The organism is Paenibacillus wulumuqiensis, assembly GCF_000971965.1.
GTDB classification, from domain to species: Bacteria; Bacillota; Bacilli; order Paenibacillales; family Paenibacillaceae; genus Saccharibacillus; species Saccharibacillus wulumuqiensis.
The window spans coordinates 248,558-274,393 of sequence record NZ_KQ040794.1; the positions used below are offsets into that span (position 1 = coordinate 248,558).

Consider the following 25,836-nt stretch of genomic DNA (forward strand, 5'->3'; position numbering starts at 1 on the left):
GCTATTTGATTACTTTCATAACATCTTAATAAGAATTATATACTGGGATATTCAGGATAAAAGTGGTAAAATAAGATTGTTAGGCACATATTATAATCTGGGAGTGAATCTTAAATGGCACGTACACAGACACAAAAAGCAATTCGTAAAGCACTGCGAAGCGGCAGCGTTGCTCCAACCCTCGAGCGCAGATCCAATCAGGAATTTGCAGCGATATCACAGCATACACGCATTACCCCGAGCAAGCAAGAACGAATGCAGAAGATCAAACACAAGAAGCGGATTCTACGGGATGATGCTTCTTTTTTTATGCCTATCGAGCAGTATCATACCTATTACATATTCATGCTAGCCGATCCAGCCTAATCGAATCGCCGGATTGCCGGTATACATAATCCGAGAATGACGAGCAGCATACCGGAGCCTGCAAATATGCCAATCGTAAGAATGCCGCCAATCTGGTCTGCCAGCCATCCGACGAGCAGATAACCGACCGGCAGCAGGGCAAACGAACCGAGCATATCCAGACTGACCACCCGGCCAAAGCTCTCGGTCGGTACCATTTCCTGCAGACTTGTCTCCCAGACGAGTGCGAACATCATCAGACCGAATCCTTCCAGCATCATGACCATAATCAGCCCGGGTGTCCAGGTAATGACCGACAGCAGCAGCAAGGCGATCCCGCTGAGCAGTGCCCCGCCGTAACCGATCCAGCCGCGCCGACGCCAGTGAATCCGCGAGCCAAAGATCAGCGCTCCGATAATCGCTCCGATCCCGGTAGCAGCCATGGCGAGTCCATACAGCAGCGGCGTCAGCTGATGATGCACTTTAAACAGCCATGGAACCATCACTGCAATAATGCCCTGATAACATATATTCAGCAGGGAAAAGATAACGATGGTGATCCACAGCCAGGGTACCTTTTTCAGAATCCAGACACCTTCGAGCAGATCCTGCCAGATGGAAGCGCGAGCCGGATCGGGCCTGGTATGCTTGATGCCCCTGTTATCCTCCTCATCGGACAATCGATTGTCTGCCGCGGCAGAGCGCCGACTGGATACAAAATGACGACCCAGCATCATAAAGCAGATTAGCGAGATCAGATAAGTGAGTGAATCGAGAGCAAAGCCGCTGCCCGGCGAGGTGAAAGTCACCAGCAGTCCTCCCAGGGAAGGCCCGAGCAGCCGTACCCCCTGTATACTCATCTGGCTTAGTGCATTGGCAGCATTACGAATATCCGTCGTGAAAATTTCCGCCCGCAGCGCCGCATAAGCCGGATTGAATATTCCATCCATCAATCCGTATACAGCCAATCCGGTATACAGACGCGGCAGGGTCAGCTGGTCAGTGAAGATCAGTATGGCGCCTGTTAACATAATGGCAAATCGCACCGTATTGGTAAACAGTATAAGCCGTACCCGGTCCGTATGATCCACGATCCAGCCGGATAATGGAAGCACCAGCACATTGGGCAGGATGTAGATCGTCATCGCGAGTCCCATCATCGTGGTGGAGCCGGTCAGATTGTATACGACAATCGGCAGAATAATCATCGTAACCGAACTGCCCAGCATCGCTATCAGCTGTCCGAGCCATAAGTAAGTGAACGCCCGCGATTGCCGAACAGGAGAGAGCAGCCGGCCCAGCATAGAGAGAGGCTCTGCAGCGGATGGGGATTGCGTTTCCAAAGGAACCTGCATCTTGTCCTCCTGGTATTCATTTTATGTAGATATTTCTTTCTTATTGTACACAGGCCATGCAAAAACGGCTATGTGACCATAGCCGTAAAGTGAATAATTATGTACCTGAGATGATGCTTATCCTTTTTGGATACGTGCTTCCGGTACGATTGTAGGCTCTTGACGCTTCAGATAACGGTCAAATACAAACGGACCAAAAGGCAGCATGGAAGCGACCATGGCGAGCACCGCCTGCTTGAAAGTCAATTTGCGGATCATCAGGGTAAGGGCGATCACAGCAGCATAGCTGACAAACAGCACGCCATGGATCATACCAACATAGGTAACCATCAGCGGCTGACCGGCCCAATATTTGAGTGGCATGGCTACGAGCACAAGCAATAAATAAGATACCGCTTCCACATTACCGACGATTCGCAGCAAAGACATTGCATTTTTGAACATCGTTACAGTTCCTCCAGTTCATTACCTCAGGACAAGCAGCCATTTCGGATCTCCCTGACATGAAATAATAAGAATTTTAATAATTTAAATATATCGTATAAAATAAAAAAAATCTGCTTATAAAGTTACGAATTATTGAAATTCGATACAAAAAATAGACAATATGCAACAGCATACATATGGAAATATAAATTCATATAACAACGTTAAAACAAGTAAATTAACTTGAATATTTAAGCAGCTTACCTAAAATGCGTTTTTTGTCGAAAATAGTTCTTAAGATCTACATACATTATAAATGTATAATATGTATAAAGTAGGTAATTAAGTCGTATTGAACCAAAATATTTAACTAAATTATATTGTAAAAAACCCGATAATAGAGTTAGTTACAGAACAACTATTCGGGGGAACGCATAATGAAAGTAAAAACAAGACTTATATTGATTCTGTCCATACTCATTATTTCTATTCTGGGCAGCGGCACACTGTCCGTTACTACTATTGCGCAGTCAATTGAACAAAGCAGTATGCTGCAGGGGAAAATGGAATTACAGGAGCACACCAAGCAGCTGGAATTCCTGCTCTCCGGACTCTCCAATGATGAACGCGGTTATTTGCTGACAGGGAAGCAGGATTATGTAGATGGAATGAAAAAGAAAATTCAGGACATTCAGACGACACTGACAACCATCCAGCAGTCGCCGTATGGTCAGGAATATCTGTCTTCCGCACAGAAATTGAACGATATCCTCACTCAGGCGATTGCCATGAATGAGAAAATGGTCGCCCTGCGTGCACAGGACGAGCAGGCTGCCACTTCACTGCACTTTGGAGAAGAGCGTACATTGCGCAAGGAAGTGCTTACTCCGGCAGTCGATGAGCTGGTCAACACACTGGCTAATGATGTAACCCAGTTAAAAGCAAGCAATGATCAGCATGCCAAGCTGAGCAACCTGATTCTGCTGATTGTAACCATCGCTGCTTCTGTAGTCGGAATTGTACTGGGTATTATTCTGCTTCGCTCGATTCTGAAGCCGCTCAATCTGTTGAACAAGCAGATGATGGATATTGCCGAAGGCGAAGCCGATCTGACCCAGCAGATCCAGATCAAGCAGCAGGACGAATTTGGTGTACTGGCAGGCAGCTTCAACAAGTTTGTCGCTTCTCTGCGCGACATTGTCAGTCAGATTGGGGCCTCTTCGGAAATGGTCGCAGCATCGGCAGAGGAATTCTCTGCGAGCGCCGGCCAATCCAAAGCCACTACCCAGCAGGTAGCCGAATCCATGCAGGTTATTGCCGATCAGGCTGGCCGTCAGACCCGTGAGCTGGATCGTACCAGTGAGACGCTGCAGAACTCGCTTGATAAGTTGTCGACCATTTCCGTCAATGCTACGGATATGGCCGTTTTCTCCAACACAATGCGTCAGCAGGCCGAAGAAGGATCGTATTCCATTCGTCAGGTTGGCGACCAGATGAGCTCGATTCATCAGTCTGTCGATCAGGCAGACCAGAGTGTATCCACATTGGCCAATCATGCAAGCCAGATTGACTCAATGACTACACTGATCAACGAGATTTCTGCGCAGACCAATCTGCTCGCACTTAATGCAGCTATTGAAGCAGCCCGTGCCGGCGAGCATGGCAAAGGCTTTGCCGTTGTAGCTGATGAAGTGCGCAAGCTGGCAGAACAATCTGCTGCAGCCACTCAGCAGATCAAAGATCTGGTTACCCGTATCCAGACAGAGACCCAGTCCACGCTGGGCGCCATCCAGACCGTCAAGGCGGATGTAGCTGCAGGCAGCGAAGTGACCCGCTCCACGGTGGAGCAGTTTACTCGTATTCTGCAGGCTGTAGAGGACATTTCCGGCAAAACCAATGAGATCGCACAGCATACCGTACAGATGAATCAGGACTTTACCGAATCTGCCCGGGCGATGAACCAGGTGAATCAGGGTACACGCGATATCTCCGGCAGCACTCAGGAAATTGCTGCAGCTACCGAAGAACAGCTGGCTTCCAGTGAAGAAATCATGTATTCCGCTTCGTCCCTGACCGATCTGGCTGAGGAACTGCAGGTACTGGTACACCGCTTCAAAGTATAATTTCAAGCGAACCGGATGTCAGGCTGCATCATTATATATCCCAAGGCAGCCGTATACCGTCTATGGCACCAACTGAGAACTGCAGCTTATGGCAGTAACATTACGTCATAGTGCATCGGGTACAATATTTTATCATAGAGCAAAAAGCACGTTCACCTTTACAGGAGAACGTGCTTTTTTACTTGTCCAAGCGACTAATCAGCTGGGTCACTTTAGAACAAACTGCCAATAAGCCAGCGGCTGCTTAGCGTGTATGCGGTACTTTTACATCCGGATCGACATCGGCTTCATAATCGACCCCGTCTGTCTCAAAGCCGAACAGCTGGAAAAATTCGCTGCGATAGCCTTCCAGATCGGTCAGCTCGTATACATTGTCCGTGCTGATCTCGTTCCAGATCCGGGTCACTTCAGCCTGTACGTCTTCACGCATCTCCCAGTCATCCAGACGAAGACGCTGCTTCTCATCGACCGGTGTCTCACCTTCGGTATACAGACGATCCGCATACATCCGGTACATTTGCTCGATACAGCCTTCATGCAGCCCTTTTTCCTTCATCACTTTGTAAAGGGCAGACATGTACAGCGGCACGACCGGAATCGCAGAGCTGGACTGGGTGACCAGTGCTTTACATACAGCGACATAGGCACGTCCGCCTTTGGAGCCAAGCTGCTCGTTCATATGGCGTGCAGTCGCTTCCAGATGATCCTTGGCACGTCCGATCGAGCCCTGACGATAGATCGCCTGAGTAATATCCGAACCGATATAGGAGAAGGCTACAGTCACTACATCGTCGGTCAGCACATCGGCTGCGCTCAGCTGGTCCATCCAGGACTGCCAATCATCGCCGCCCATAACGCGTATGGTCGCTTCGATCTCTTCGTCGGTAGCCGGTTCGATGCTGATATCCGTCACTTCACCGGTATGGAAGTTCACCGTCTTGTTGGTATAGGTCTCTCCAATAGGCTTCAAAGTGGATGTATACGTCTCGCCGGTATTCGGGTCGGTACGGCGTGGTGCGGCTACACTGTAGATGACCATATCGACTTTGCCGAATTCCTGGCGGATCGCTTCGATAGTGCTGGCTTTTAATTCATTGGTAAAGGCGTCGCCAATAACGCTGAAGGATTTCAGACCTGCTTCGTCAGCAGCTTTTTCAAATGCAGCAGAATTGTACCAGCCGGCAGAAGCGGTGCGGCCTTTGACAGAGCCTCCGTCACGGTATACACCAATCGTATTCGCACCTGCACCAAAAGCGGCAACAACGCGTGCAGACAGTCCATAGCCGGTAGAAGCACCGATAACGAGCACATTGCGTGGTCCCTGAATTCGGGGCTGGGATTGTACATATTCAATCTGTTCCTGAACCTGACGTGCACAGCCGTCCGGATGAGCAGTCGTACAGATAAATCCGCGTGTTCTGGGTTTAATAATCATAGAATTGAATTCCTCACTTTCCATCATATACATATCAGTCGTATTCATCGTATCTACTGATGTTGTATTTTCCAAGTAACATACCTTACGTATTGTAGCATTTTTTGCAATTCCGTACACCTGGTACAGGAGAAAGGAGAAGCGGCGTGCTTTAGTTAGCATTTAATGAAAAATTAAAACGCAAATAACCCTTGCAGAATATGTAAAGATATTTTATATTATTAGTAATTGATCAATCACTAATATTTTGATGACTGATCTGCTACTGATGGAGGTTAATATGAAAAAGAGCAGTGCCACATCCGTGAACCGCAGAAATGAGATTATCGCCGCCGCGATCGAAGTGTTTGCGGAGCAGGGGTATTACCGTGCGACAACCGCACAGGTTGCCGAGCGGGCCGAGATTTCTCAGCCGTACGTATTTCGCTTTTTCTCCACCAAGGAGAAGCTGCTGGTCGAAGCGCTGGAAGCGTCCTGGAACCGTATTATCGAAGCTTTTCAGGGGGTTGCCGCTTCTGCGCCCGACGAGGAAATGGAGCAGCAGCTGATTGATGCCTATTCGGATATCATGAATGCTCATCGTAACGAGATTATTTTACAAATGCAGGCGCAGACGATTCAGGAGCCGGCTATTGCTGAGGTAATGCAGCGTCGCTTTCGCGAGATTCATGAGATGGTCTACCAAGCTTTTCAAAAGGCGGGAATCGAGCGACCGCTGGAACGTACAATGCTGTTCCTGGCAAGAGGTATGCTCTGCAATATCTCGTTGTCACTGAATTTGCCGGAACTGATGAAGGCTGAGGAGTAGGAAAGGAACTGCATTAGAGAGCAGGGTTGTCACGGCAAATGGTATTCTCTGTATGGGCTGCAATAGGTAGATAGGTTGCAGCCCATACAGACAGAGATATAGACACCAGGTATAGAGAGAACACTGGTGTATGGAGTTATTGCCTGTAATATTTAGTAATTGATCAATCACTAACAAAAGAAAGGAAAGATAAACATGAAGAAAAATGGAACCGAAATTCATACATCATCCACTTCCTCGCCTGCCACCCCTTTTGCTCGGAAATCACAGGATAGAGTGGGCGAGTTGTATTCATCCACTGCGATCCGTCAGGCTGTAGTGCTCGGAGCGACAGGAGGCACAGGCAAGGCGATTGTAATGGAACTATTAAAGCGGGGAACAGTAGTAACCGCGTTTGGCCGATCAATGGGCAAGCTGAAGCAGCTATCCGCCGAGCTGGGTCATCCAAGTCATCTGCATTTGTATGAAGGGAATGTGTTCGAGACGGCGGACGTGTACCAGGCAGCACAGGGATTGGATGTGATTTTTCACTGTGCCTCGGTTCCTTATCATGAGATGGAGAGCAGACTGCTGCCGATGGGAATATCTGTGCTATCCGCAGCCGAGCGGCTGGGTATCCGGGTGGTGGCTGTTGATGGCATTTACCCGTACAGTTCCAGCCGTAACCGCGAGCCGGTCGATGAGACTTATCCCAAGCAACCGATTACCCGTAAAGGCAAGGTCAAACTGCAGTTTGAACAACTCTTATTTCATCCCCGCTGGTCTTCCATGCAAGGAATGATTGTACGTCTGCCGGATTATTATGGTCCCACTGCTAACGATGCCTCTTATCTGGGTTCTACACTGAAAAGTATTGCTGCCGGTCAGCCCTCCTTTTTTATCGGCAATATGCATGTGCCGCGGGAATATGTTTATTTGCCTGATGCTGCAGTAATGATTGTGGAACTGGCCTGCAGAGAAGAGGCTTATGGGCAAAATTGGCATATTCCGAGTGCCGGGCCCATTGCTGGCAAGGAGTTGATCCGGATCGCCCAGCAGGCAGCAGGGATTACCAGACCCGTCATTCCAATGGGCAAAATTACTTTGTCCCTTATCGGAGCTTTTCAGCCGGTACTGAAAGAAGTAGTGGAGATGCTGTATCTGACCCGTCAGCCGCTTATACTCAGCGGGGCCAAATATGAACACCATATCGGGCCCATACTGGCTACCCCTTATGAGAAAGGGATGACACATACGATTCATTGCCTGCAGAATGCCGAAAAAGAAACTCTAATGAAGAACGAGCAGTAAGTTTAGAAGATATAAATTTTTGTTATTGATCAATCACTATCTATGTTTGTAATTCACACAGAGAGTGGTTAGAATGTAGTTAGGTTGGTTACCAATACAATATAGAAATTAATTTTGTCCAATATAATAAAAATATATTTAAATAGGGTTGCAATCTTCTTTAATTAATGGTATTATTAATTCATAAGGTTACGAAATGAACATGTATTACTTAATTAAAGAAGATTATTAAATTAAAGAAGAGGAGCAATTCAAAATGAACAGTACATTCAAAAAAGTAATGTTGTCCACCGCTTTAGCAGCAAGTCTGGGAGCCGTTGCCGTTGTAGCACCAATCGGAGGTAGCCATGCTTTCGCCGCAACTGACAGCCAGTCCAGCCATGAGAAACGCAAAGACAGAGACGAAAACCGCGCCAATAATGCTGCATTCATCGCTGCGCAGACAGAACAGTTTAACAAATTGTTCGGTACTAACAAAGAAGACAACAGCACAGCGCCAGAACAATCAGCAACCACTACACCTGCTGCTACAGAAAATACAGATGCTAAATCCCCAATCACTGTTGTTGTTCCACAAGGTGCCAGCCTGACTGAAATTGCTGCTCAATATGGTGTGACTGTAGACGAGCTGGTTGCTGCCAACAACCTGCTGCCTGCCGGCTACCAACTGACTGTTCCACAAAAGTAAGAAGCTGACCGGAAGTACCCCCTTTCAGATCGGCCAACAACCCCTTGTCCAGCCGGTATCTGCCAAATACCGGTTAGACAGTTGATATAAAAAGCTGACGCCCTCCCCTGAGCGTCAGCTTTTTTTGCTGTATATGCCGTTATAAATAATTCCGAGTGTCTGAAATGGATGAATCTATGCAAGATATTGACAGGTATGATCGGCCTTTTGACGGATAAACCTGAAAAAGAGACGGTTCGAAATGAACGGTTTGGTTTACCGATATTACAGTAGGCAGCGCAGGAATGAATCTTTTGTTATGCCTTCGAAAAAAACAGCGAACAGGGATGAGATGATGGAGCATAACGTACAGCAGCAGCGCAGCATTGTCCGCTATCAACGGGGGCAGTTCACCGAGCAGCCGGATATTGTCGTATCCGAACAGCCGGTGACGGTCAAGGTCAACGGTGAAGAGTTTGTGACCCTGGTCTGTACCCCCGAATATATCGAAGATATGACCATAGGCTTTCTCGCTTCCGAGGGGGTCATTCAGCAGTACAGTGATATCCAGGAACTATGGGTGCAGGAGCAGCAGGGATATGTACATGTGCATACCGACCGCTGGAATCCGCAGCATCGTCAGCTGTTTACCAAACGCTATATTACTTCCTGCTGCGGGACAAGCCGGCAGGGATTTGTTTTTTTTAACGACGCCCGCACAGCCAAGAAAATGGACGATATCCATGTGCGTGTATCGTTTGAACAGTGCTTTGAACTGATGGATGAAGTGCAGCAGTCAGCGGAGCTGTTCCAGCGTACAGGTGGGGTACATACAGCCGCACTGTGTGAACCGGATCATATTTTGCTCAGCCGCAGCGATATCGGTCGCCATAATGCGCTGGATAAAATCTATGGCTGGTGTCTGCGTCATCAGATGAGCATGCAGGGGAAAATCATCGTCTTCAGCGGACGGATTTCTTCCGAGATTCTGACCAAGGTGTCCAAGATTGGCTGTGAAGTCATTTTATCCAAATCGGCACCGACTGCGCTGGCGCTTGATCTGGCGGATCATCTCGGCATCACTACGGTTGGCTTTGTGCGTAATGACAGCTGCAATGTCTATACCCATCCACAAAGAATCCGTGAATATGCGGACAAAGCGCAAAATTCTATGCTATTCTAAAAGGAACAACCATGAGCAGCGTGCATTGCATAGTGGAATGGAAAATACGGCTCTGGTTGGATCGACCAGGTTAAGCAAGCGATGATTGGAGGAGATACGATGACAGCCTATGACCAGCATAACCGTATATTAAGAGACTTACGGATCTCTGTCACAGATCGCTGCAATTTCCGCTGCCGGTATTGTATGCCTGAGGAAATATTCGGCAAAGACTACGCCTTTTTACCGGATGAACATATGCTGAGTGAGCAGGAGATCGGCCGGATCGCTGCCATTTTTGTCGGGATGGGGACGAGGAAGCTGCGTATTACCGGCGGGGAACCGCTGCTGCGCAAGGATCTGGTCAGCATCGTCGAGCGTCTGGCTGCACTGGATATTGAAGATCTGTCCCTGACTACCAACGGCAGTCTGCTGGCCCGCAAAGCTGCAGCTCTGCGTGCAGCCGGTCTGCACCGGATTACGGTCAGCCTGGACAGCCTGGAAGACGACATGTTCCTGAAAATGAACGGCGGACGCAGCCGGGTTCAGCCGGTGCTGAAGGGGATTGATGCTGCTGCGGATGCAGGCTTGCAGGTAAAGGTGAACATGGTCGTGCAAAAGGGATTTAATGAAGAAGCAGTAGTACCCATGGTAGAGTATTTCCGTGAACGCGGTCATATTTTACGGATGGTTGAATATATGGATGTAGGCAATACGAATGGATGGAACCGTCAGCATGTCGTCAGCAAGCAGGAATTGCTGGACAAGATCGGCGCACATTGGCCGCTGGAGCCGATCGCACCGAACTATGAAGGCGAAGTGGCAACACGTTACCGCTTCGTGGATGGCAAAGGAGAGGTGGGATTCATCTCTTCCGTCACCGAAGCATTCTGTTCGACCTGCACACGTGCCCGCCTGTCAGCGGAAGGCAAGCTGTATACCTGCCTGTTTGCGACCAAAGGTCATGATCTGCGTGCACTGCTGCGTTCCGGTCAGCCGGATGAAGAGGTCGCTCGGGCGGTAGCCGGAATCTGGACCAACCGGCATGACCAGTACTCGCTGGAGCGCGGAAGCGACTTGGCGGATCGCGGTCAGGAGGGACCGCGGGTAGAGATGTCGCATATCGGAGGCTGAAGGCAGCAGATAAAGCGATATATCTATAGAGCATAAACCAAAAGTATAGAGCATAAATAAAAGCCGCCCGGTATTCCGGAGCGGCTTTTGGCATAGTATACAAACGAAATTGTCATCCATTCGGTCTGCTGGCTGATTGATAATCAGGCTTGTGGTGCAGCTGTAGGCACAGTGGAAGCTGAAGAAGAAGCGCTGCCTGCTGTATCGTCGGCAGCAGCAGATACTGTGGATGCGTCCATATGGAAGCGATCCAGCTCATGCTGCATTTCCTCACGGATCTGGCGCAGCATTTTGACTTTCTCGCCGGACTGGCGGAAGGCCTGCTGCTGTTCCACAGTGGATGCGGTGATCTCCTGGCTGCCTGCAGCGGATTGTTCGGTGATGGCACTGATATTTTCAATCGCCTGCTGTACCTGATTGCTGAGCTCATGCGATGTCTGCATATCTTGGGCCAGTTTGTTGACCTGACCGGCAATTTGCTTGACCTGCTCACTGATCTCAGCAAAGGAAGCATCGGTCGACGCGGTTGCCTGCTCCTGCCGTTGGAACAATGTCAGACTCTGAGAGACCGATGCCTGTACCTGGCTGACCGCCGAAGTGATGGAATCAACCGCTTTGAAAATCTGGCTGGCGGCAGTTACTGACTGATCGGCCAGCTTTTTGACTTCGCCGGCGACGACAGCGAATCCCTGACCGGCTTCACCGGCACGGGCAGCTTCGATCGATGCGTTCAGTGACAGCAGATTGGTCTGGGAAGCAATCTCGGATACGAGCATGGTCATGCTGGCAATCTCGGACGCATTGGTCTCCAGTGCACGTACGGTCTGGGCGACTTCAGCCATCGCTGCACGGTTGCTGGATACGAGCTGCAGCTGTTCTTTCATCTGGCTGCTGCCGTGCTCGATCGACTGGATCGCGCCTTCACTGTAGATTGCGGATTCGGCGGTTGTTTCCAGGTTAGCCTGAAATTTGTGCTGCATCTCATCAACGACAGATACAGTCATACTGAGATCTTCAGCCACTTTTTGGCTGCCGATGGCCAGTTCTTCCACGGAGATCGCGACCTGATTCACCATTTCCTGCATACGATCATTGCTGCGGTCGATATCCTGGGCCATCTCGTCGACACGGTTGCCGGCATGGCCGATCGAACCGACAATGCTGCGCAGGTTGCTGATCATCTGGCGGAAAGAAGCGTTCAGCTCGTCCAGTTCATCCTTGCCTTTGGTCGGAGCAAGCTCTACGGTCAGATCGCCATCGGCAATTCGCTGGGCGGCATCATTGAGAACATGGGAACGCTTGGCGAGCTGACGGGCAGTATGGGTGTTGAACCAGCCTACTGCAATCAGCAGCAGAATGGCTCCGCCCAGGGCGATTTGCCAGGTCAGATCAATACTGTTGGTCAGATCCTTGGTGTATTCGCTGTAGCCTGCTTTGGACAGCTGATCCAGCATATACACATCATTTTGGATACCTTCCACACGGATACTTTGGCGTTTAGCTTCCGCGCTGTTCATATTATTCATAGCTGTTGTGGATTCATCGTTTAATTTCTGGAATTTGGTTTTGGCGGCTGCCAGCAGCTTTTGCTCTTCAGCAGTCTGCAGCATGCCATTGGACAGAGCATCCAGCGTCGTTTGGATTTTTTGCAGCTGATCCGTTACCAGTGCCTTATTGCTTGCAGACATGGAAAAGGAGAAGTTACTCAGCGCCTGTCCGGTCTGTACCAGCTCCCCATCCAGCTGCTGAACATCCAGCATGGCCGGTACCAGGTTGTTATTTTGGGAATTAATGCTAAGCAGCTGGAAAATGATATAGCCGACCAGCACCAGTGAGGCGACCAGGGATATCATCGCATTCAGCACCAATTTGCCTTGTAGTTTCATGTTAGCCTCCATTTACAGCGTTTGGTCTCCAAACGCGTGGTTCAGTCAATGAGATTCATTATATGCCGTGATCGGGTCAATCGGCTGGATTCAGCTCTGAAGTCATGAACTTGGGATAGTAATTTTGATTTCACCTGAGATCAGTTTTTGCTGCAGTTCTTCCATTTTGGCCTGCTGCTCTTTGGTCAGCTCCAGTATATGAATCTGGGTCAGTCCCACACCGCCATCCTGCAATCCGAACACCATATCCTTTTGCGGGAAAGAGGCATTGTTCTTCATGTAATCCTGCAGAGCGTTATAGATGGCTACATCAATATTTTTGACCATGGAAGCGATAACGGACTTCTCTGCGAGGAAGAACTGGTCGCTGTCGACACCGATGGAATATTTGCCCTGTTTCTGGGCTTCCTGCAGTCCGCCGACACCGGTCAGCCCGGCTACGGTATAGATGACATCCGCATTATCACGGGTAATCATTTCTCTGGCTGCAGCTGCACCCAGCTCGGCTTTACCAAAGTCACCGGTATAATTGACCGAGAAGCTGGCATTGGGATTGATGGCGCGTGCGCCCTGCTCATAGCCGGCCTGGAATTTATAAAGTAAGGAAGATTCGACCCCACCGATGAATCCCATATGACCGGTTTTGCTGGCCATAGCGGCAAGGGCGCCGGCGAGAAAGCTGCCTTCTTCTTCTTTAAAGGTAATGGAAGCGACATTTGCTAGTTCCGACTTTTCATCGATTAGCAAGAACTGACGGTCCGGATGTTTTTTGGCAACATTCTCTATGCTTTCTTTGACGGAATAGCCGAGACCGATAATAAGATCATTGCCTTCTGTGACAAGCTGTTCCAATCCTTCGTCATAGGTACCCGTATCGGCGATCTCCCTGTAATCAAACAGGATCGAGCCTTCGTTACGAGCTTTGATCAGGCCTTTGAATGCGCCATCGCTGAACGATTGGTCGCCAAGACCGATATTGGACAGAAGAATCCCAACTTTTAATTTTGGCTTGCTGGCGGATGTATCCGCAGTCTTTTGTCCGGAGCAGGCGCTCAGGAGAAGGGCGGCAATCAGAATCATACATCCGAGATAACTCCATGTTTTATGTTTCTTCACTGCTGTTATCCTCTCTGTGTTTAATCGGAATTTACCTATTCTTTATCGGTTATCCCGATTTGTTAGTGAAGAGTGGGAAGGGGCTGAACGCAATTTTGCTAAATAACCTCATCCCACCGGAAGACAGGCTGAAAATTTTGCAGATCACAAAAGATGTGATTTATGATAATATGTTGAACAAATAAAAGGGCTTATCCACAGAGCTTTAGTAAATTAATGCTTGGATGCAGCTCTGTGACAGGGTATGATAGGAATAACGTGTTTGACGCCGAAAGTGCAGGTCTGCAGAAGCGTACATTTTGCAGAATCCAGGCTTGAATATTAATCAATTGGGGGATATGTATGAAATATATCAGTACCAGGGGACAGGTTGAGCCAAAAGGATTTATCGATACGGTATTAATGGGGCTGGCCGATGATGGCGGTCTGATGGTGCCGGAACAGGTGCCGGTTATCTCGCCGGAGGAGCTTCGCGAGTGGAGTTCGCTGAGCTATGTCGATCTGTTTTTGCAGATATTTGCGCGGTATGTCAATGATGAGATTCCGGCGGCGGATCTGCGGGAGCTGGCCGAACGCAGCTACGGGAATTTCCGTCATCCGGAAGTGACTCCGGTCAAGAAAATCAACGATTCTCTCTATATTATGGAGCTGTTCCATGGGCCGACCTTTGCCTTTAAGGATGTCGCTCTGCAATTTATGGGTGAACTGTACTCCTATATGTCCCGGAAGAACGGGGATATCATTCATATTCTGGGGGCGACTTCCGGTGATACGGGAGCGGCTGCGATCCAGGGTGTGCGCGGCAAGGAAGGAATCAAGATCTGTATTTTGCATCCGCATGGTAAAGTGAGCAAAGTACAGGAATTGCAGATGACGACCGTCCATGATGATAATGTGCTGAATCTGTCGGTCAAAGGGAACTTTGATGACTGTCAGAAAATGATCAAGGATCTGTTCGCCGATCTCACCTTCAAAAAGAAATATCATCTGCGAGCGATCAACTCGATCAATTTTGTACGTATTCTGGCGCAGACGGTGTATTACTTCTATGCTTACTTCCGTGCTCAGGAGCAGGGCAGCGAGCGCAAAATCAATATCAGCGTGCCATCCGGCAACTTCGGCAATATTTTCTCCGGATTCCTGGCGCGTCAGATGGGACTGCCGATCAACCGGCTGATTATTGCGACCAATGAAAATAATATTCTGGAGCGTTTTGTGAGAACCGGCGAATACCAGCCAGGTGAATTCCGCGGAACCCACAGTCCATCCATGGATATTCAGGTGGCGAGCAACTTTGAGCGGTATCTATATTATTTCCTCAAGGAAAATGCGACTAAAGTCTCCGCCTATATGCAGAAGCTGCAAACCGAAGGCCAGATCGTACTGAGCGAAGAAGATCTGGAGCATGTGCAGCGTGACTTTGCAGCGTATGGAGCTTCCAACCAGGACTGCCTGCAGTCCATTATCAAATATAAAAATGAGTATGATTATCTGCTGGACCCTCATACGGCCTGTGGTATTGCTGCTTACGAACAGTGCAGTCCACCGGAAGAGGTATGTGTTACGCTGGCAACTGCCCATCCGGCCAAGTTCGATGAAGCGATCGTGCTGTGCGAGATTGAGCAGGAGTTCCCTGCGCCGATCCAGGCACTGTTCTCGATGCCGCAGCATCAGACCATTATCGACCATGATCTAAATGAAGTGATTCGTCAGCTGGAAGCCTTTTACAGCCGTTAATCCATTTATGACAACGGCAAGGCATTTATTCTGAAGTTATACAAAATAGGGCCGCAGCGATTCATGCTGCGGCTTTTTGGTTTTATGAATTATGCGTAACTTGCACCTGTAATAGAGAATACGGTAATAGCGGAAGAATGCCTGCTGCAGCATGCTGGTATGTGAATATAGAGTATTCAAATGTAACAATGAAGAGCAGGGATGGTACGAAATCGTAATCACTTAACTGCGGTATCGTATTATAATAGGGAACAGCACATAGCTAAAATGACCGGAAAGTCAGTTGAGTAGAAATATAGGTAGATATAATTGTAATTTTTATTTGAGTTAGCCGTCAGCCGAGTAGACTCCCGACATCGGGATGGTCAGCAGACTGACGTTCATAGACGAATATAGAAAAATAGAGATGGTTACGGTAAGGAGAGGATGAGCAAAGTGACATTCTATGAACGGTTAAAAGGATGGCAGGAGCAATGGAGGCAGCTGGTCGAGGCGCTTCAGGCAAGAGGGGCTGAAGCAACGATCGTGATGGGACCGTCCGCCACCTCCAAACAGATTGCCGAAGCGGAGAGCCGACTGGGTATGCTGCTGCCAACAGAACTAAAAGAGCTGCTTATCTATGGCGGAGCGGAAGGTTATGTAGTCTGGTCAATTATGGCAGATGTGCTGATTCCTTTTGGAGTTTCGGGTGATCTTGGCTGGTCTTTGCAGGCGCTGGAGTTTCCGGATTTCTGGGAGGAGACGATGTCCGAGCAAAAGCGATTTCTTGGCTTTTATCATGCCGGTAATGGGGATATGCTGCTGCTTGATCTGGAGAGTCATGCCGATCAACCGGCGGTCGTTCACTGGGATCATGAGACCAATGAGTTCCAGCTGCTGGCCGGTTCGCTGACGGATTTTCTGGACAGAGTGACCGCCCTGTATGGGATCGGCGCAGAGTCCTGGCAGTATGAACCGTTCCTTGATCATCTCGGTATTAACGTCAACAGCGCCAATGCCAGACGCTGGACGAATTGGATAAATGATTTTCTGCATCTAACACTGGAAGAAGCCAGGGATGATCTGCGGCTGCTCATCCGGTATGCAGAAGTCCGTGGAGCAGCGCAGCAGGAACTGCGGGACGCTTTTGCGGCGCATGATCCGCAAGCGGTATTCCAGGCCTGGATGCAGCGGATCGATCAGGAAAAGGACAAAAATATACGCAACAGCCTTATGGAATATGCAGGCGTAATGAACGGACAATATGCCGCGGATTGGGTCAGGAGCCTGTGGACACTGCCGGAGCAGGAGCGCATCAACTCTGCCGTACTCGCCAATCTGACAGCCTCCTGCTTGCCGGAAGAAGAAGGATTGAACCGGGTATGGACCGAGCTGGAACGGGCCGAGCAGGAAAAGCGGCTGAACGGCTATATGGCCAACTGTTGGTTGAAGCCATTTCGCAGTCGGCGTGTGATTGAGTGGATGTGTGAACGCAAGCGGGTAAGCTATCCGTATGATGGCTGGGATCAGCTGTTTGCCATTTCCAATCCATCCGCCGAAGATGTGATCCGCTGGCTGAATGGCAATGGAGTACAGCGGCAGGTTGTGATTACCGCACTGGCCAGATTTGCCAATCCGGCAGACATTTTTACAGATCGGGAACAGGTACAGCAGGCACGAATGCTGCTGAATGAAGAGCTGGAACGTGCCGTAATCAAAAAGGAGAAAAACATGATCGGCGGTGCGCTGCTGGCTCTGAATGAACTGCAGTGGAATGAGAGTAATACACGGTAAATTAATTAGGGATACTACTGGAACCTTCCCGGCAGTAAACGTATAATAGGACTGTTGTGAGACATAACCAGTAAACCAAAAGTCTAGTAAACCAACAGTCTAGCTAGCCGGAGGAATGAATCGTGAGAGTAGAAAAGGATTTTCTGGGCACCAAAGAAGTTCCGGACGAAGCGTATTACGGCATTCAGACATTACGTGCAGTAGAGAATTTTCCGATTACAGGTCAACGCCTGCATCCGGAACTGATCCGGGCCATGGCCATGGTCAAAAAAGGAGCTGCGCTCGCCAACATGGAGCTGTCGCGTCTGTATGGTCCCAAAGGGGAAGCTATCGTACAGGCAGCCGATGAGATTCTGGCGGGTCAGTGGCTGGATCAGTTCATTGTCGATCCGATCCAGGGCGGTGCGGGAACATCCATTAATATGAATACCAATGAAGTCATTGCCAACCGAGCTCTTGAAATTATGGGCAAGGAAAAAGGCGCTTATGTGGACATTAGTCCGAATAACCATGTCAATATGGCACAGTCGACCAATGATGCTTTTCCGACGGCCATTCATCTGGCTACTCTATCAATGATCGAGAAACTGCTGGTCGCTATGCGCGATCTGCAGCAGTCTTTTCAGACCAAGGCCGATGAATTCGATACGGTTATCAAAATGGGTCGTACGCATCTGCAGGATGCTGTGCCGATTCGTCTCGGTCAGGAATTCCAGGCGTATGCACGTGTGTTGAGCCGTGATATCCGCCGAGTGGAAGCGACCCGTGAGAATCTGCTGCATATCAATATGGGAGCGACTGCTGTCGGCACAGGCCTCAATGCAGACCGCCGCTATATTGTTCGTGTAGCCGAGATTCTGGCCGAGATCAGCGGATTCGAAGTGACTGCATCCGATCATCTGGTCGATGCGACCCAGAATACGGATGCATATACCGAAGTATCTGCAGCGCTGAAGATCTGCATGATGAACATGTCCAAAGTCGCCAACGATATTCGCATGATGGCTTCCGGGCCGTACGCAGGTATGAACGAACTGAGTCTGCCTGCCCGTCAGCCGGGGTCTTCGATCATGCCGGGCAAGGTCAATCCGGTTATGTGCGAAGTGATCAACCAGATTGCATTCCAGGTAATCGGCAACGATAATACGATCTGTCTGGCTTCCGAAGCGGGACAGCTGGAACTGAATGTGATGGAGCCGGTGCTGGTATACAATCTGCTGCAATCGCTGGAGATTATGAAGCAGGGCTTCACCGTATTCCGTCTGCACTGTGTGGACGGCATTCAGGCGAACGTGGACAACTGCCGCCAGTATGTGGAACGCAGTGTCGGCACGATTACGGCACTTAATCCGCATCTCGGTTATGAGGTGGTCTCCCGGATTGCCCGTGAAGCAATTCAGACCGGCAAGTCGGTACGTGAACTATGTCTACTCTATAATGTGCTGACCGAGGAAGAACTGAATATTATTCTGGATCCTTATCAGATGACCGAGCCGGGAATTGCCGGTGAGGAACTGCTGCATAAGGATTAACAGGAAAAGGAAAGCGGACTGACGGATGAATATTTCATTCGGAGCAGTCCGCTTTTTTGATTGAAAAAAGGAAAGCAGCATGATACAGCAGCCTTTCAGCATAGAGAATTCAAATGATCCCAGCAGCTGTACCAATGATATGGCATTCCCTGCTTTCGATTCCAGTTTCCGTATGTGATATATTAATAAAAGGTAGTGGATACTGATGACTCACCTGCAGGAGGGATCACGCAAGCTGCATTATAATTCTGAATCTGTATAACAGAAAGGATGAAATAATATGAAGATCAGACAAATCCTAACCCCGGCTCTGCTGGCAGGATGTATTATGGTGACTGGCAGTGCAGCCTTTCCGGTCAACGGATATAGTGCACAGACGAAGAAAGTGGTCAATGCGGATGTAACATCCAAGCTGGAAATGCTCGGACAGCCTTTTACCAATGAACCTTATGCCCGGAATGTATGGGACATGCAGGTATTTGATGGCAAAATCTATCTCGGCCACGGCAACAGCAGTAACGATGGCCCTTCACCTAACGCTGGCCCGGTGCCGATTATTTATTATGATCCACAGACCGGCAAGTTCGTCACGCAAAAGGTCGTTGCGACCAATGCCAAGACTGGCAAGCAGGAGACCCGCAGTGTAACGGATGATGAACAGATCGATACGTTCAAAATATTCCAAAACAAGCTCTACATACCGGGCAATGACTCTGTGATACCCGGCTGGCAGTATGGCAATTATTATGAACTCAGCGGAGACCACTGGAACGAGTATCAGAATCTGCCGGGCGGTATTCATGTGTATGATATGGCCTATTATCAGGGCAAGCTGTTCGCAGCGATCGGCACAGAGGATACACCGAGGGTATTGATGTCCGGGGATAACGGCAAGACCTGGAAAGAATTTGCCAAAATCGACGGACTGGGCAGCCGCACGTACAAGTTTTTCCAGTTCAAAGGGATGCTGTACGCTTCGGCGATTATTATACCGGAAAATAAAACCTGGGATGATGAGACCCATCTGCTCGCTATCGATAAGGATCTAAATATCCATCAGCAGAAAGTAACCGGGAAAACCCTGCTGCCGGGGATGACTTTTGTAGCCAAACCGGGTTCCAGTCCGTACAAAAAAATCAGCAAAACCGTCGTTCTGAACAATCAGCTCGTCTATATTGCCGGAGAACTGTACAATGACTCCCAGATCATGCCGGAGTCGCTGATCGCCGCCAAAAGTATCAATAACGCACGTGCAGTTCAGCTGCCTGATCGCAGTGCCCGTCCGACCGATATGATCGTGCGTGGCAAAATGCTGTATGTACTCACGTATACCAAGCAGGCAGATGGAAGCTACATCAACCGCGTCTACCAGACACGCAATTTGAACAAATGGCAAGAAGTACTGACATTTAAACAGGACACCTATGCCAAATCGCTGGAAGAGTACAAGGGAGACTTTTACTTTGGACTGGGTACGGATACCGAACCTTTATCCGAATCTGCAGGTAAAATTCTGCGTATCCAGGCAGCTGATTTGCCGAAATAAATGATCGTGCTTTCGTGCAGGTCAAGGGGCAGACTGTTGGCCTGTATCAGGTAAAGGAGAATGAACAGCTTGAAAAAATCAGTATGGATGATGGCAGCAGTGCTCATTATTGGTGTTGGCAGTGCACTGTTGTACCGATACAATCAGCACGCACCAGAGGCTGCACCGGTCAACACCGTATCAAACGGTCAGCAAAATGAGACCGGCGATACCCCGGTCAAGCAGAATGAAGCCGTCCAGGACAAGAAGTCCGGCTCAGCGGATAATCCGGCAATCCCGCTGCCATGGCTGACCAGGGAACATCTGGCACAGGGCAGACTGGATGATACAGAGATCGGTATAGGCACGACAGCTGCAGAGCTGCGGGCAGCGCTGGGCCAGCCGGATCGTATTGATAATTATGAAGGGATATATTACGGCTACCAGGATGCTGCCTTTTTCTTTCCCAGAAGTACGGCTGATGAAATAAAAGATGACGATCCTGTGGTGAAGATAGTACTAAACGTTCAGGAGCATCAGCTCACAAGAGCATTTCTGAATCAGCGATTCGGTCCGTCTGTGGATGAAGGCCTGATGGAGAGTACGGGGGATTATCTCATTTTCTACAATGTCGGCAGTTATACACTGGGAGCCAGCCCGGATGAACAGAACAAGAACCGGATTATTGGGCTGGAATTATCGCCCAAAGAGAAATAATTTTGAATAATCCAAATAACCTTAACTCCTTGCTGCTGTAGGAGTTAAGGTTATTTGGGTTATCAGATTGGTGGGTAGCTGTGATGAGCTGCTGTCTATTCATTGGTTTCACTGCTGCTCACCAGTTCAGCCCTAGCCGGCTGCAGCTTTTTGGGAGTAGCGATGTGGGTGGGAAGCATCAGACCGAGTATTTGCATTTCCTGTAAAATGCACTGCACATGGTACTGGTAGATCAGCGGCAGGTATTCCGGATGTACCGTAATCGGAGCGGCCACCGAAGAACGAAGACGCTGCATCACTCCCGGGGCCAGATCAGTCTCCGGCTCATCGGTCAGCAGGCGCAGCATCCGCATATGAGAATACGTATTATGGTAAATATCGATCTCCTGCTCAATATGATTGATGAACAGCTGCTTGCTTAATTTCAGGCGGAACTCGGAGGTGTAGGTCTTGTAGGCTTCTTCCATCGCTGTCATATCATCACGCAGCGAGCTGATATGTACGCCGCCGCCTTCGCGGAGCAGTTCATGGGCGAGACGCGTCATATTGCGCCTCAGAATCATTCGTTTCTGTTCGAGGCCGCGCTCATGGTTGGGTGGATAGACGAGATAATTGACCAGCACAGCTACACCAATCCCGATTAATGTATCGGTTACCCGATTCATACCGTAGAACAAAGGACTCTCGCCTGGACGAAGATTGAGCATGACTGCGAGAAAGACAATGCTGGCAATCGAGATCGACTTGTTCCAGTTCAGCAGATTGCATATATAAATGACGACTACAATACCTATAGCAGAGAAGACGGCGCTGTAAGGATCAATAAGAGCAAATAAAAATCCACAAAGTGCGCCTACGATAGTTCCCATCACCCGATTTTTACCGACAGTAAACGAGTTGGTAACCGAATTCTCCATGGCGATAATGGTCGCAATGACTGCATAAAATGGATATTCCAGATGCAGCAGCTGCGAGATGATCAGACAGATTAGTACGGCCAGAGCCGTTTTAAGATTACGCATTCCAATAGCAAATTTCATAAGTTCAATACGTTCCTTCCCGAATCATACAAGTTAACATTGGACTATGTACTATAACTTATTATTACTTTAAAGTCTATGAACTATGATGAATCATAGTAGATGGCAGGAGTGCTTTTTTGCTGTGATCTGGCTGGGATAAAATATGGAGTGATTTGAAATAAAGGTTTTTATCAATTTAATTTTCTGTTATACAATTGCAAATTAAATTGGTATATGTTATTATTTGACTAGTCAATGATTGATAGGTCAAACAAATGCATATGAAGCTGTATTTCATAAATAGCCGCAGTACAGTCGGAGAGGAGAGAAGCCTGATGCCAGAACTATCGTCACAGGAAATATTCAATCAGATTCAGGGACTTCACCGCCAGCTGACCAGTACGTTTGAGCGGTGTGCAGGAATTAGTGCTTCCCGTTTGCAGCTGCTCTGTCAGCTATATCAGTCCGAAGAGATCAGTCAGTCTTCCCTGCAAAAGCTGGTCGGTATTGATCACGCCGCAATTACCCGCCATGTAAAGCAGCTGGAAGCAGAGAATATTGTGATTCGCCGCGTCAGTCCGAAGGATAATCGATTTACACTTGTTCAACTCACCGAACATGGACGAGAGAAGATTGTAGCCTTTCGGCAGGAACGTGAAGATTTCCTGGCCCGGATGCTGGAGGGCTTCAGCACAGATGAACAGGAACAACTATCCGGCATGCTGCAGCGGATCAACCAGAATATCAGCCAGATCTAAGCTGGAAAATGTATTCATTTACACCCATATAAAAGGAGAGTTTACCGTATGACAACTACCAATGCTGTAACCCAAACCAATGATTTCCGTAAAATCGCTCTGGAGCGCCGCTCCATCAAGAGCTATGATCCATCCGTTAAAATCAGTCGTGAGGAAATGACCGAGATTCTGAATGAAGCGACTCGCGCTCCATCTTCGATCAACCTGCAGCCATGGCGTTTCCTCGTGATCGAGAGCGAAGAAGCCAAAGCGCAGCTGCTGCCGCTGGCAAAATTCAACAGCCACCAGGTAGAGACTTCTTCAGCAGTTATCGCGATCTTTGGCGATCTGCAGCATGACTTGAACGCAGAGGAAATCTACAATACAGCGGTTGAACTGGGGTATATGCCTGCTGAAGTCAAAGAAAGACAGTTTCCGCTTACTGTTGCTTATTACGAGAATCTGTCCGAGCAGGCGCGCAAAGATATTGCTCTGATTGACAGTAGTCTGGTAGCTATGCAGTTGATGCTGGTAGCCCGTGCACATGGTTATGATACCAATCCAATCGGCGGTTATGAGAAAGAACAAATGGCTGAATTGTTCGGCATGGACACCAAACGTTATGTACCGGTTATGCTGCTGACGATTGGTAAAGCGGCTAACGAAGGTTACCCTTCGATGCGTCTGCCAATCAACAGCGTAGCAGAGTGGAAATAAGAACCGACTGTACTGAGCGGTCTGTGCAGTTCTGAACAAAGTGGATAAGAGCGAGTGGATAAACGGGCCAAACAGACAAAAGCCCCATAGATGAGAAAGAGAGACGGCCTCACAGGCACGTCTCTCTTTTCGTATGAGCATTGTTTTGTATAATGGGGTAAAGTGAATGGACATTGCTGTTTTTAGGATTTGATCGTAGCAACGAGGAGACCCAAATATTCCTTGAGCGCCGTGCTGGTGGAGCTCATCGCACTGCCGGAAGGTGTGAATTTGCCTGGATAGAGAGCTTCCGGCTGACTGACCCAGTAATCGGTTGGATAAGGCTCTACGGTAAGGCCGGCTCGCTGGAATTCGACCACCGAGCGAGGCATATGAAAAGCGGAAGTGATCAGAACTGGCTGTTTCCATCCTTTCTGCTCAAGCAGGGCTGCCGTGTTGGCTGCATTTTGCTCGGTATTCAGGGAACGATTCTCGGCAAATACGTCTGCTTCCGGAATACCCATGCCAATCAGCTGTCTGCGTGCAATATCCGCTTCGTTGCCGCTATCGGTAAATACCTGACCGCCGGAGAAGATAATCGGCAGACCGGTCTGCCGGTACAATCGTACAGCCGTAATCAGCCGGTTGCCTGCCGCTCCGGACAGATTGCCCTGACCGTCCACATCCGGTGTGCCCTGAGTAGCGCCGCCGCCCAGCACGACAATTACATCGCCCTGTACGGAAGCTGGAGGGCTATAGCGCTGCTCCAGGCTGCCGATCAATGCATCCCCGACAAATCCGGTCGTCGATATGTACAGCAATATGGTCAGCCCGAGCAGTACAAGCGCTGGCTTGAGCTGACGCCGCCACAGCCAGATGGACATTGCCAGCAGCAGCAGTATAAACAACCCCGGTGGAAGCACAAAGCTGTACAAAAATTTAATCACATATAACAAGGAAATCTACCGCCTTTGAGAAAGAATGGACTTGAGCACTGCATGATGTACCGTTCAGTGCATACATAACTGGCTGTATTGTATCATGACCGCGGCGGTATATCATCGGGCGGAGGGTCCGATATCCCGGTTACTGCTGACGGAGCCGGGTGGTCTTCAGGAAGCCCGGATTCGGAATAAGACGAGGCTTCCATTTCATCTTCAAGCACCGGCCAGGTGATCCGGTGGGACGTATGACTGATTTTTTCATAGAACAGAAGGGAACCTTTATGGAAAAATCGGGTGACCAGATGAATAAAGAATCCGGCATTCATCACGAACAGTATCAGCAGATAGATGACAGCCTCCACGCTTGAAGGTGACCCGTTGGCAAAAGGGGCATTCAGCAAAAGATTCAATCCGAAAAATCCCCAATATAACAATCCATAGCGAATCAACAGGGCAGAGAAAGTGATCCTGCACTTCGGCTGATCAGTGAGCACCAGATGAATGCGTACAATCCATTTGCCCAGGGTGACGCCGTTGGTCATATAGGGTAGCAGCATAAAATACAGCCCGCTGGATACCCAGAACGCCAGAGGTACACGCATTGCTGTTAGCAGGGAGAACAGTACCGACCAGACCATCATATCCATCATAAAAGCAAGCCCGCGCCGGGTGTAGGTCACTCTCCGCCGTGAACGGTCAAGCTGCCGGTCCATCTGCTGCGCGTCCGGCAGCCGTTCCGAGATCCAGGCAGCCATCAGGAAGCCGATCATGCCGCCAAACGTATTGCAGATCAGATCATCCACATCAAAGATCCGGTAGGCATTATCGTAAATGCCGAGAATACCGGTCAGCTGAATCCATTCAAATGAAAGCGACAGTAAAAAGGACAGAATGAGCGCCGATAGCCAGCCCCGATGAAAGTAATACCGCAGAAACATCCCGAATGGTACGGTCAGCAGCACATTGAATACTACCTGCAAAAAGGCACGTTCCTTGAAAATATGCATATACGTCGATGGATCATGCAGCGATACCGAAGTTTCCTTTAGAAAATCGCTTACGAATTGAAAAGGTACCAGCTGCAAATTCCCGTTGACAAGCGGCAGATTATGCCGGGACGCCGGAAATGGTAAAATAACAAGGAAGTAGGCGTTCATCAGATACAGCAGTAGCGCATACAGCGTGATCGCCCGGACGATATTAATATAGCCGTATTGTCGGTACTGATAGACGAGAAAAGGAAAGGTGAATACCGCTGCAGCCAGCGGAAAAGCCAGAAAAGCATATAGTACGGGTAACAGATATGCGTCGTACATTGTATACCAGGCCTCCAGAATGACAGTTATATGGGCGGTAAAAATACATAATACATTTTTGGAATCTTATTATTTAAGGAGGAATACCTT

General features: G+C 48.9%; 22 protein-coding genes. 14 read left to right on the forward strand and 8 right to left on the reverse strand.

Going from position 1 to position 25,836, the window contains the following annotated elements:
- Positions 1-114: 114 nt before the first annotated feature.
- On the forward strand, positions 115-366 hold the full coding sequence (locus WH45_RS06005) for a hypothetical protein (protein ID WP_046213484.1): 252 nt from the start codon (positions 115-117) through the stop codon (positions 364-366).
- On the opposite strand, the gene WH45_RS06010 is transcribed toward WH45_RS06005, so the two are convergent.
- Positions 363-1,700, reverse strand: coding sequence for an MFS transporter (locus tag WH45_RS06010; protein ID WP_046213485.1), 1,338 nt, complete (start codon positions 1,698-1,700; stop codon positions 363-365). The two genes, WH45_RS06005 and WH45_RS06010, sit on opposite strands and share 4 nt — an antisense overlap.
- A 117-nt stretch (positions 1,701-1,817) precedes the next feature.
- On the reverse strand, positions 1,818-2,144 hold the full coding sequence (locus WH45_RS06015) for a DUF3817 domain-containing protein (RefSeq protein ID WP_046213486.1): 327 nt from the start codon (positions 2,142-2,144) through the stop codon (positions 1,818-1,820).
- 419 nt (positions 2,145-2,563) lie between these two features.
- On the opposite strand from WH45_RS06015, the gene WH45_RS06020 reads away from it, so the two are divergent.
- Complete coding sequence (locus WH45_RS06020) at positions 2,564-4,249, forward strand: methyl-accepting chemotaxis protein (RefSeq protein ID WP_046213487.1); 1,686 nt, start codon at positions 2,564-2,566, stop codon at positions 4,247-4,249.
- Between the two features lie 244 nt (positions 4,250-4,493).
- Here the strand turns inward: WH45_RS06020 and fabV are convergent, their stop codons facing one another.
- A complete protein-coding gene (fabV, locus tag WH45_RS06025) occupies positions 4,494-5,684 on the reverse strand; it encodes an enoyl-ACP reductase FabV (protein ID WP_046213647.1) in 1,191 nt (396 codons plus the stop codon).
- Positions 5,685-5,964: 280 nt separating this feature from the next.
- Between fabV and WH45_RS06030 the strand changes: the two genes are divergently transcribed.
- From WH45_RS06030 to moaA, 5 genes are all read left to right on the forward strand, one after another.
- Positions 5,965-6,492: a TetR/AcrR family transcriptional regulator gene (locus tag WH45_RS06030; RefSeq protein WP_046213488.1), complete on the forward strand. Its 528-nt coding sequence runs from the start codon at positions 5,965-5,967 to the stop codon at positions 6,490-6,492.
- Positions 6,493-6,795: 303 nt separating this feature from the next.
- Positions 6,796-7,782, forward strand: a complete 987-nt coding sequence (locus WH45_RS06035) for an NAD-dependent epimerase/dehydratase family protein (RefSeq protein ID WP_046213648.1) — start codon at positions 6,796-6,798, stop codon at positions 7,780-7,782.
- A 256-nt stretch (positions 7,783-8,038) separates the two neighbouring features.
- Positions 8,039-8,470, forward strand: a complete 432-nt coding sequence (locus WH45_RS06040; protein ID WP_046213489.1) for a LysM peptidoglycan-binding domain-containing protein — start codon at positions 8,039-8,041, stop codon at positions 8,468-8,470.
- A 334-nt stretch (positions 8,471-8,804) separates the two neighbouring features.
- Positions 8,805-9,632, forward strand: coding sequence for a formate dehydrogenase accessory sulfurtransferase FdhD (gene fdhD, locus WH45_RS06045; protein WP_046213649.1), 828 nt, complete (start codon positions 8,805-8,807; stop codon positions 9,630-9,632).
- 99 nt (positions 9,633-9,731) lie between these two features.
- Positions 9,732-10,745, forward strand: a complete 1,014-nt coding sequence (gene moaA / locus WH45_RS06050) for a GTP 3',8-cyclase MoaA (RefSeq protein ID WP_046213490.1) — start codon at positions 9,732-9,734, stop codon at positions 10,743-10,745.
- 143 nt (positions 10,746-10,888) lie between these two features.
- On the opposite strand, the gene WH45_RS06055 is transcribed toward moaA, so the two are convergent.
- Together WH45_RS06055 and WH45_RS06060 are read right to left on the reverse strand one after the other, a co-directional pair.
- Positions 10,889-12,631 (reverse strand): methyl-accepting chemotaxis protein, encoded by a 1,743-nt coding sequence (locus WH45_RS06055; RefSeq protein WP_046213491.1) that lies wholly within the window; start codon positions 12,629-12,631, stop codon positions 10,889-10,891.
- Positions 12,632-12,733: 102 nt separating this feature from the next.
- Positions 12,734-13,711 carry a BMP family lipoprotein gene (locus tag WH45_RS06060; RefSeq protein ID WP_046213492.1) on the reverse strand — a complete coding sequence of 326 codons (978 nt, stop codon included), beginning with the start codon at positions 13,709-13,711 and terminating at the stop codon, positions 12,734-12,736.
- Between the two features lie 378 nt (positions 13,712-14,089).
- On the opposite strand from WH45_RS06060, the gene thrC reads away from it, so the two are divergent.
- The 5 genes from thrC (at position 14,090) to WH45_RS06090 (ending at position 21,031) form a co-directional block, all read left to right on the forward strand.
- Positions 14,090-15,484: a threonine synthase gene (thrC, locus tag WH45_RS06070; RefSeq protein WP_046213494.1), complete on the forward strand. Its 1,395-nt coding sequence runs from the start codon at positions 14,090-14,092 to the stop codon at positions 15,482-15,484.
- 426 nt (positions 15,485-15,910) lie between these two features.
- Positions 15,911-17,257, forward strand: coding sequence for an SMI1/KNR4 family protein (locus tag WH45_RS06075; RefSeq protein ID WP_046213495.1), 1,347 nt, complete (start codon positions 15,911-15,913; stop codon positions 17,255-17,257).
- 122 nt (positions 17,258-17,379) lie between these two features.
- On the forward strand, positions 17,380-18,789 hold the full coding sequence (aspA, locus tag WH45_RS06080; RefSeq protein WP_046213496.1) for an aspartate ammonia-lyase: 1,410 nt from the start codon (positions 17,380-17,382) through the stop codon (positions 18,787-18,789).
- A gap of 280 nt (positions 18,790-19,069) precedes the next feature.
- Complete coding sequence (locus tag WH45_RS06085) at positions 19,070-20,335, forward strand: hypothetical protein (RefSeq protein ID WP_046213497.1); 1,266 nt, start codon at positions 19,070-19,072, stop codon at positions 20,333-20,335.
- A 69-nt stretch (positions 20,336-20,404) separates the two neighbouring features.
- Positions 20,405-21,031: a DUF4309 domain-containing protein gene (locus tag WH45_RS06090; RefSeq protein ID WP_046213498.1), complete on the forward strand. Its 627-nt coding sequence runs from the start codon at positions 20,405-20,407 to the stop codon at positions 21,029-21,031.
- Positions 21,032-21,126: 95 nt separating this feature from the next.
- Here the strand turns inward: WH45_RS06090 and WH45_RS06095 are convergent, their stop codons facing one another.
- Positions 21,127-22,071 (reverse strand): FUSC family protein, encoded by a 945-nt coding sequence (locus WH45_RS06095; RefSeq protein WP_046213499.1) that lies wholly within the window; start codon positions 22,069-22,071, stop codon positions 21,127-21,129.
- Positions 22,072-22,388: 317 nt separating this feature from the next.
- Here WH45_RS06095 and WH45_RS06100 point away from each other — a divergent pair, with 317 nt between their 5' ends.
- The gene (locus tag WH45_RS06100; RefSeq protein ID WP_046213500.1) at positions 22,389-22,811 is read left to right on the forward strand and encodes a MarR family winged helix-turn-helix transcriptional regulator; all 423 of its coding nucleotides are present in this window, start codon (positions 22,389-22,391) and stop codon (positions 22,809-22,811) included.
- A 48-nt stretch (positions 22,812-22,859) separates the two neighbouring features.
- Positions 22,860-23,507, forward strand: a complete 648-nt coding sequence (locus tag WH45_RS06105) for a nitroreductase family protein (RefSeq protein WP_046213501.1) — start codon at positions 22,860-22,862, stop codon at positions 23,505-23,507.
- Between the two features lie 182 nt (positions 23,508-23,689).
- Here the strand turns inward: WH45_RS06105 and WH45_RS06110 are convergent, their stop codons facing one another.
- Both WH45_RS06110 and WH45_RS06115 read right to left on the reverse strand, forming a co-directional pair.
- Positions 23,690-24,442: a YdcF family protein gene (locus WH45_RS06110; protein WP_046213502.1), complete on the reverse strand. Its 753-nt coding sequence runs from the start codon at positions 24,440-24,442 to the stop codon at positions 23,690-23,692.
- Between the two features lie 83 nt (positions 24,443-24,525).
- On the reverse strand, positions 24,526-25,746 hold the full coding sequence (locus WH45_RS06115; RefSeq protein WP_046213503.1) for a VanZ family protein: 1,221 nt from the start codon (positions 25,744-25,746) through the stop codon (positions 24,526-24,528).
- Positions 25,747-25,836 lie beyond the last annotated feature (90 nt).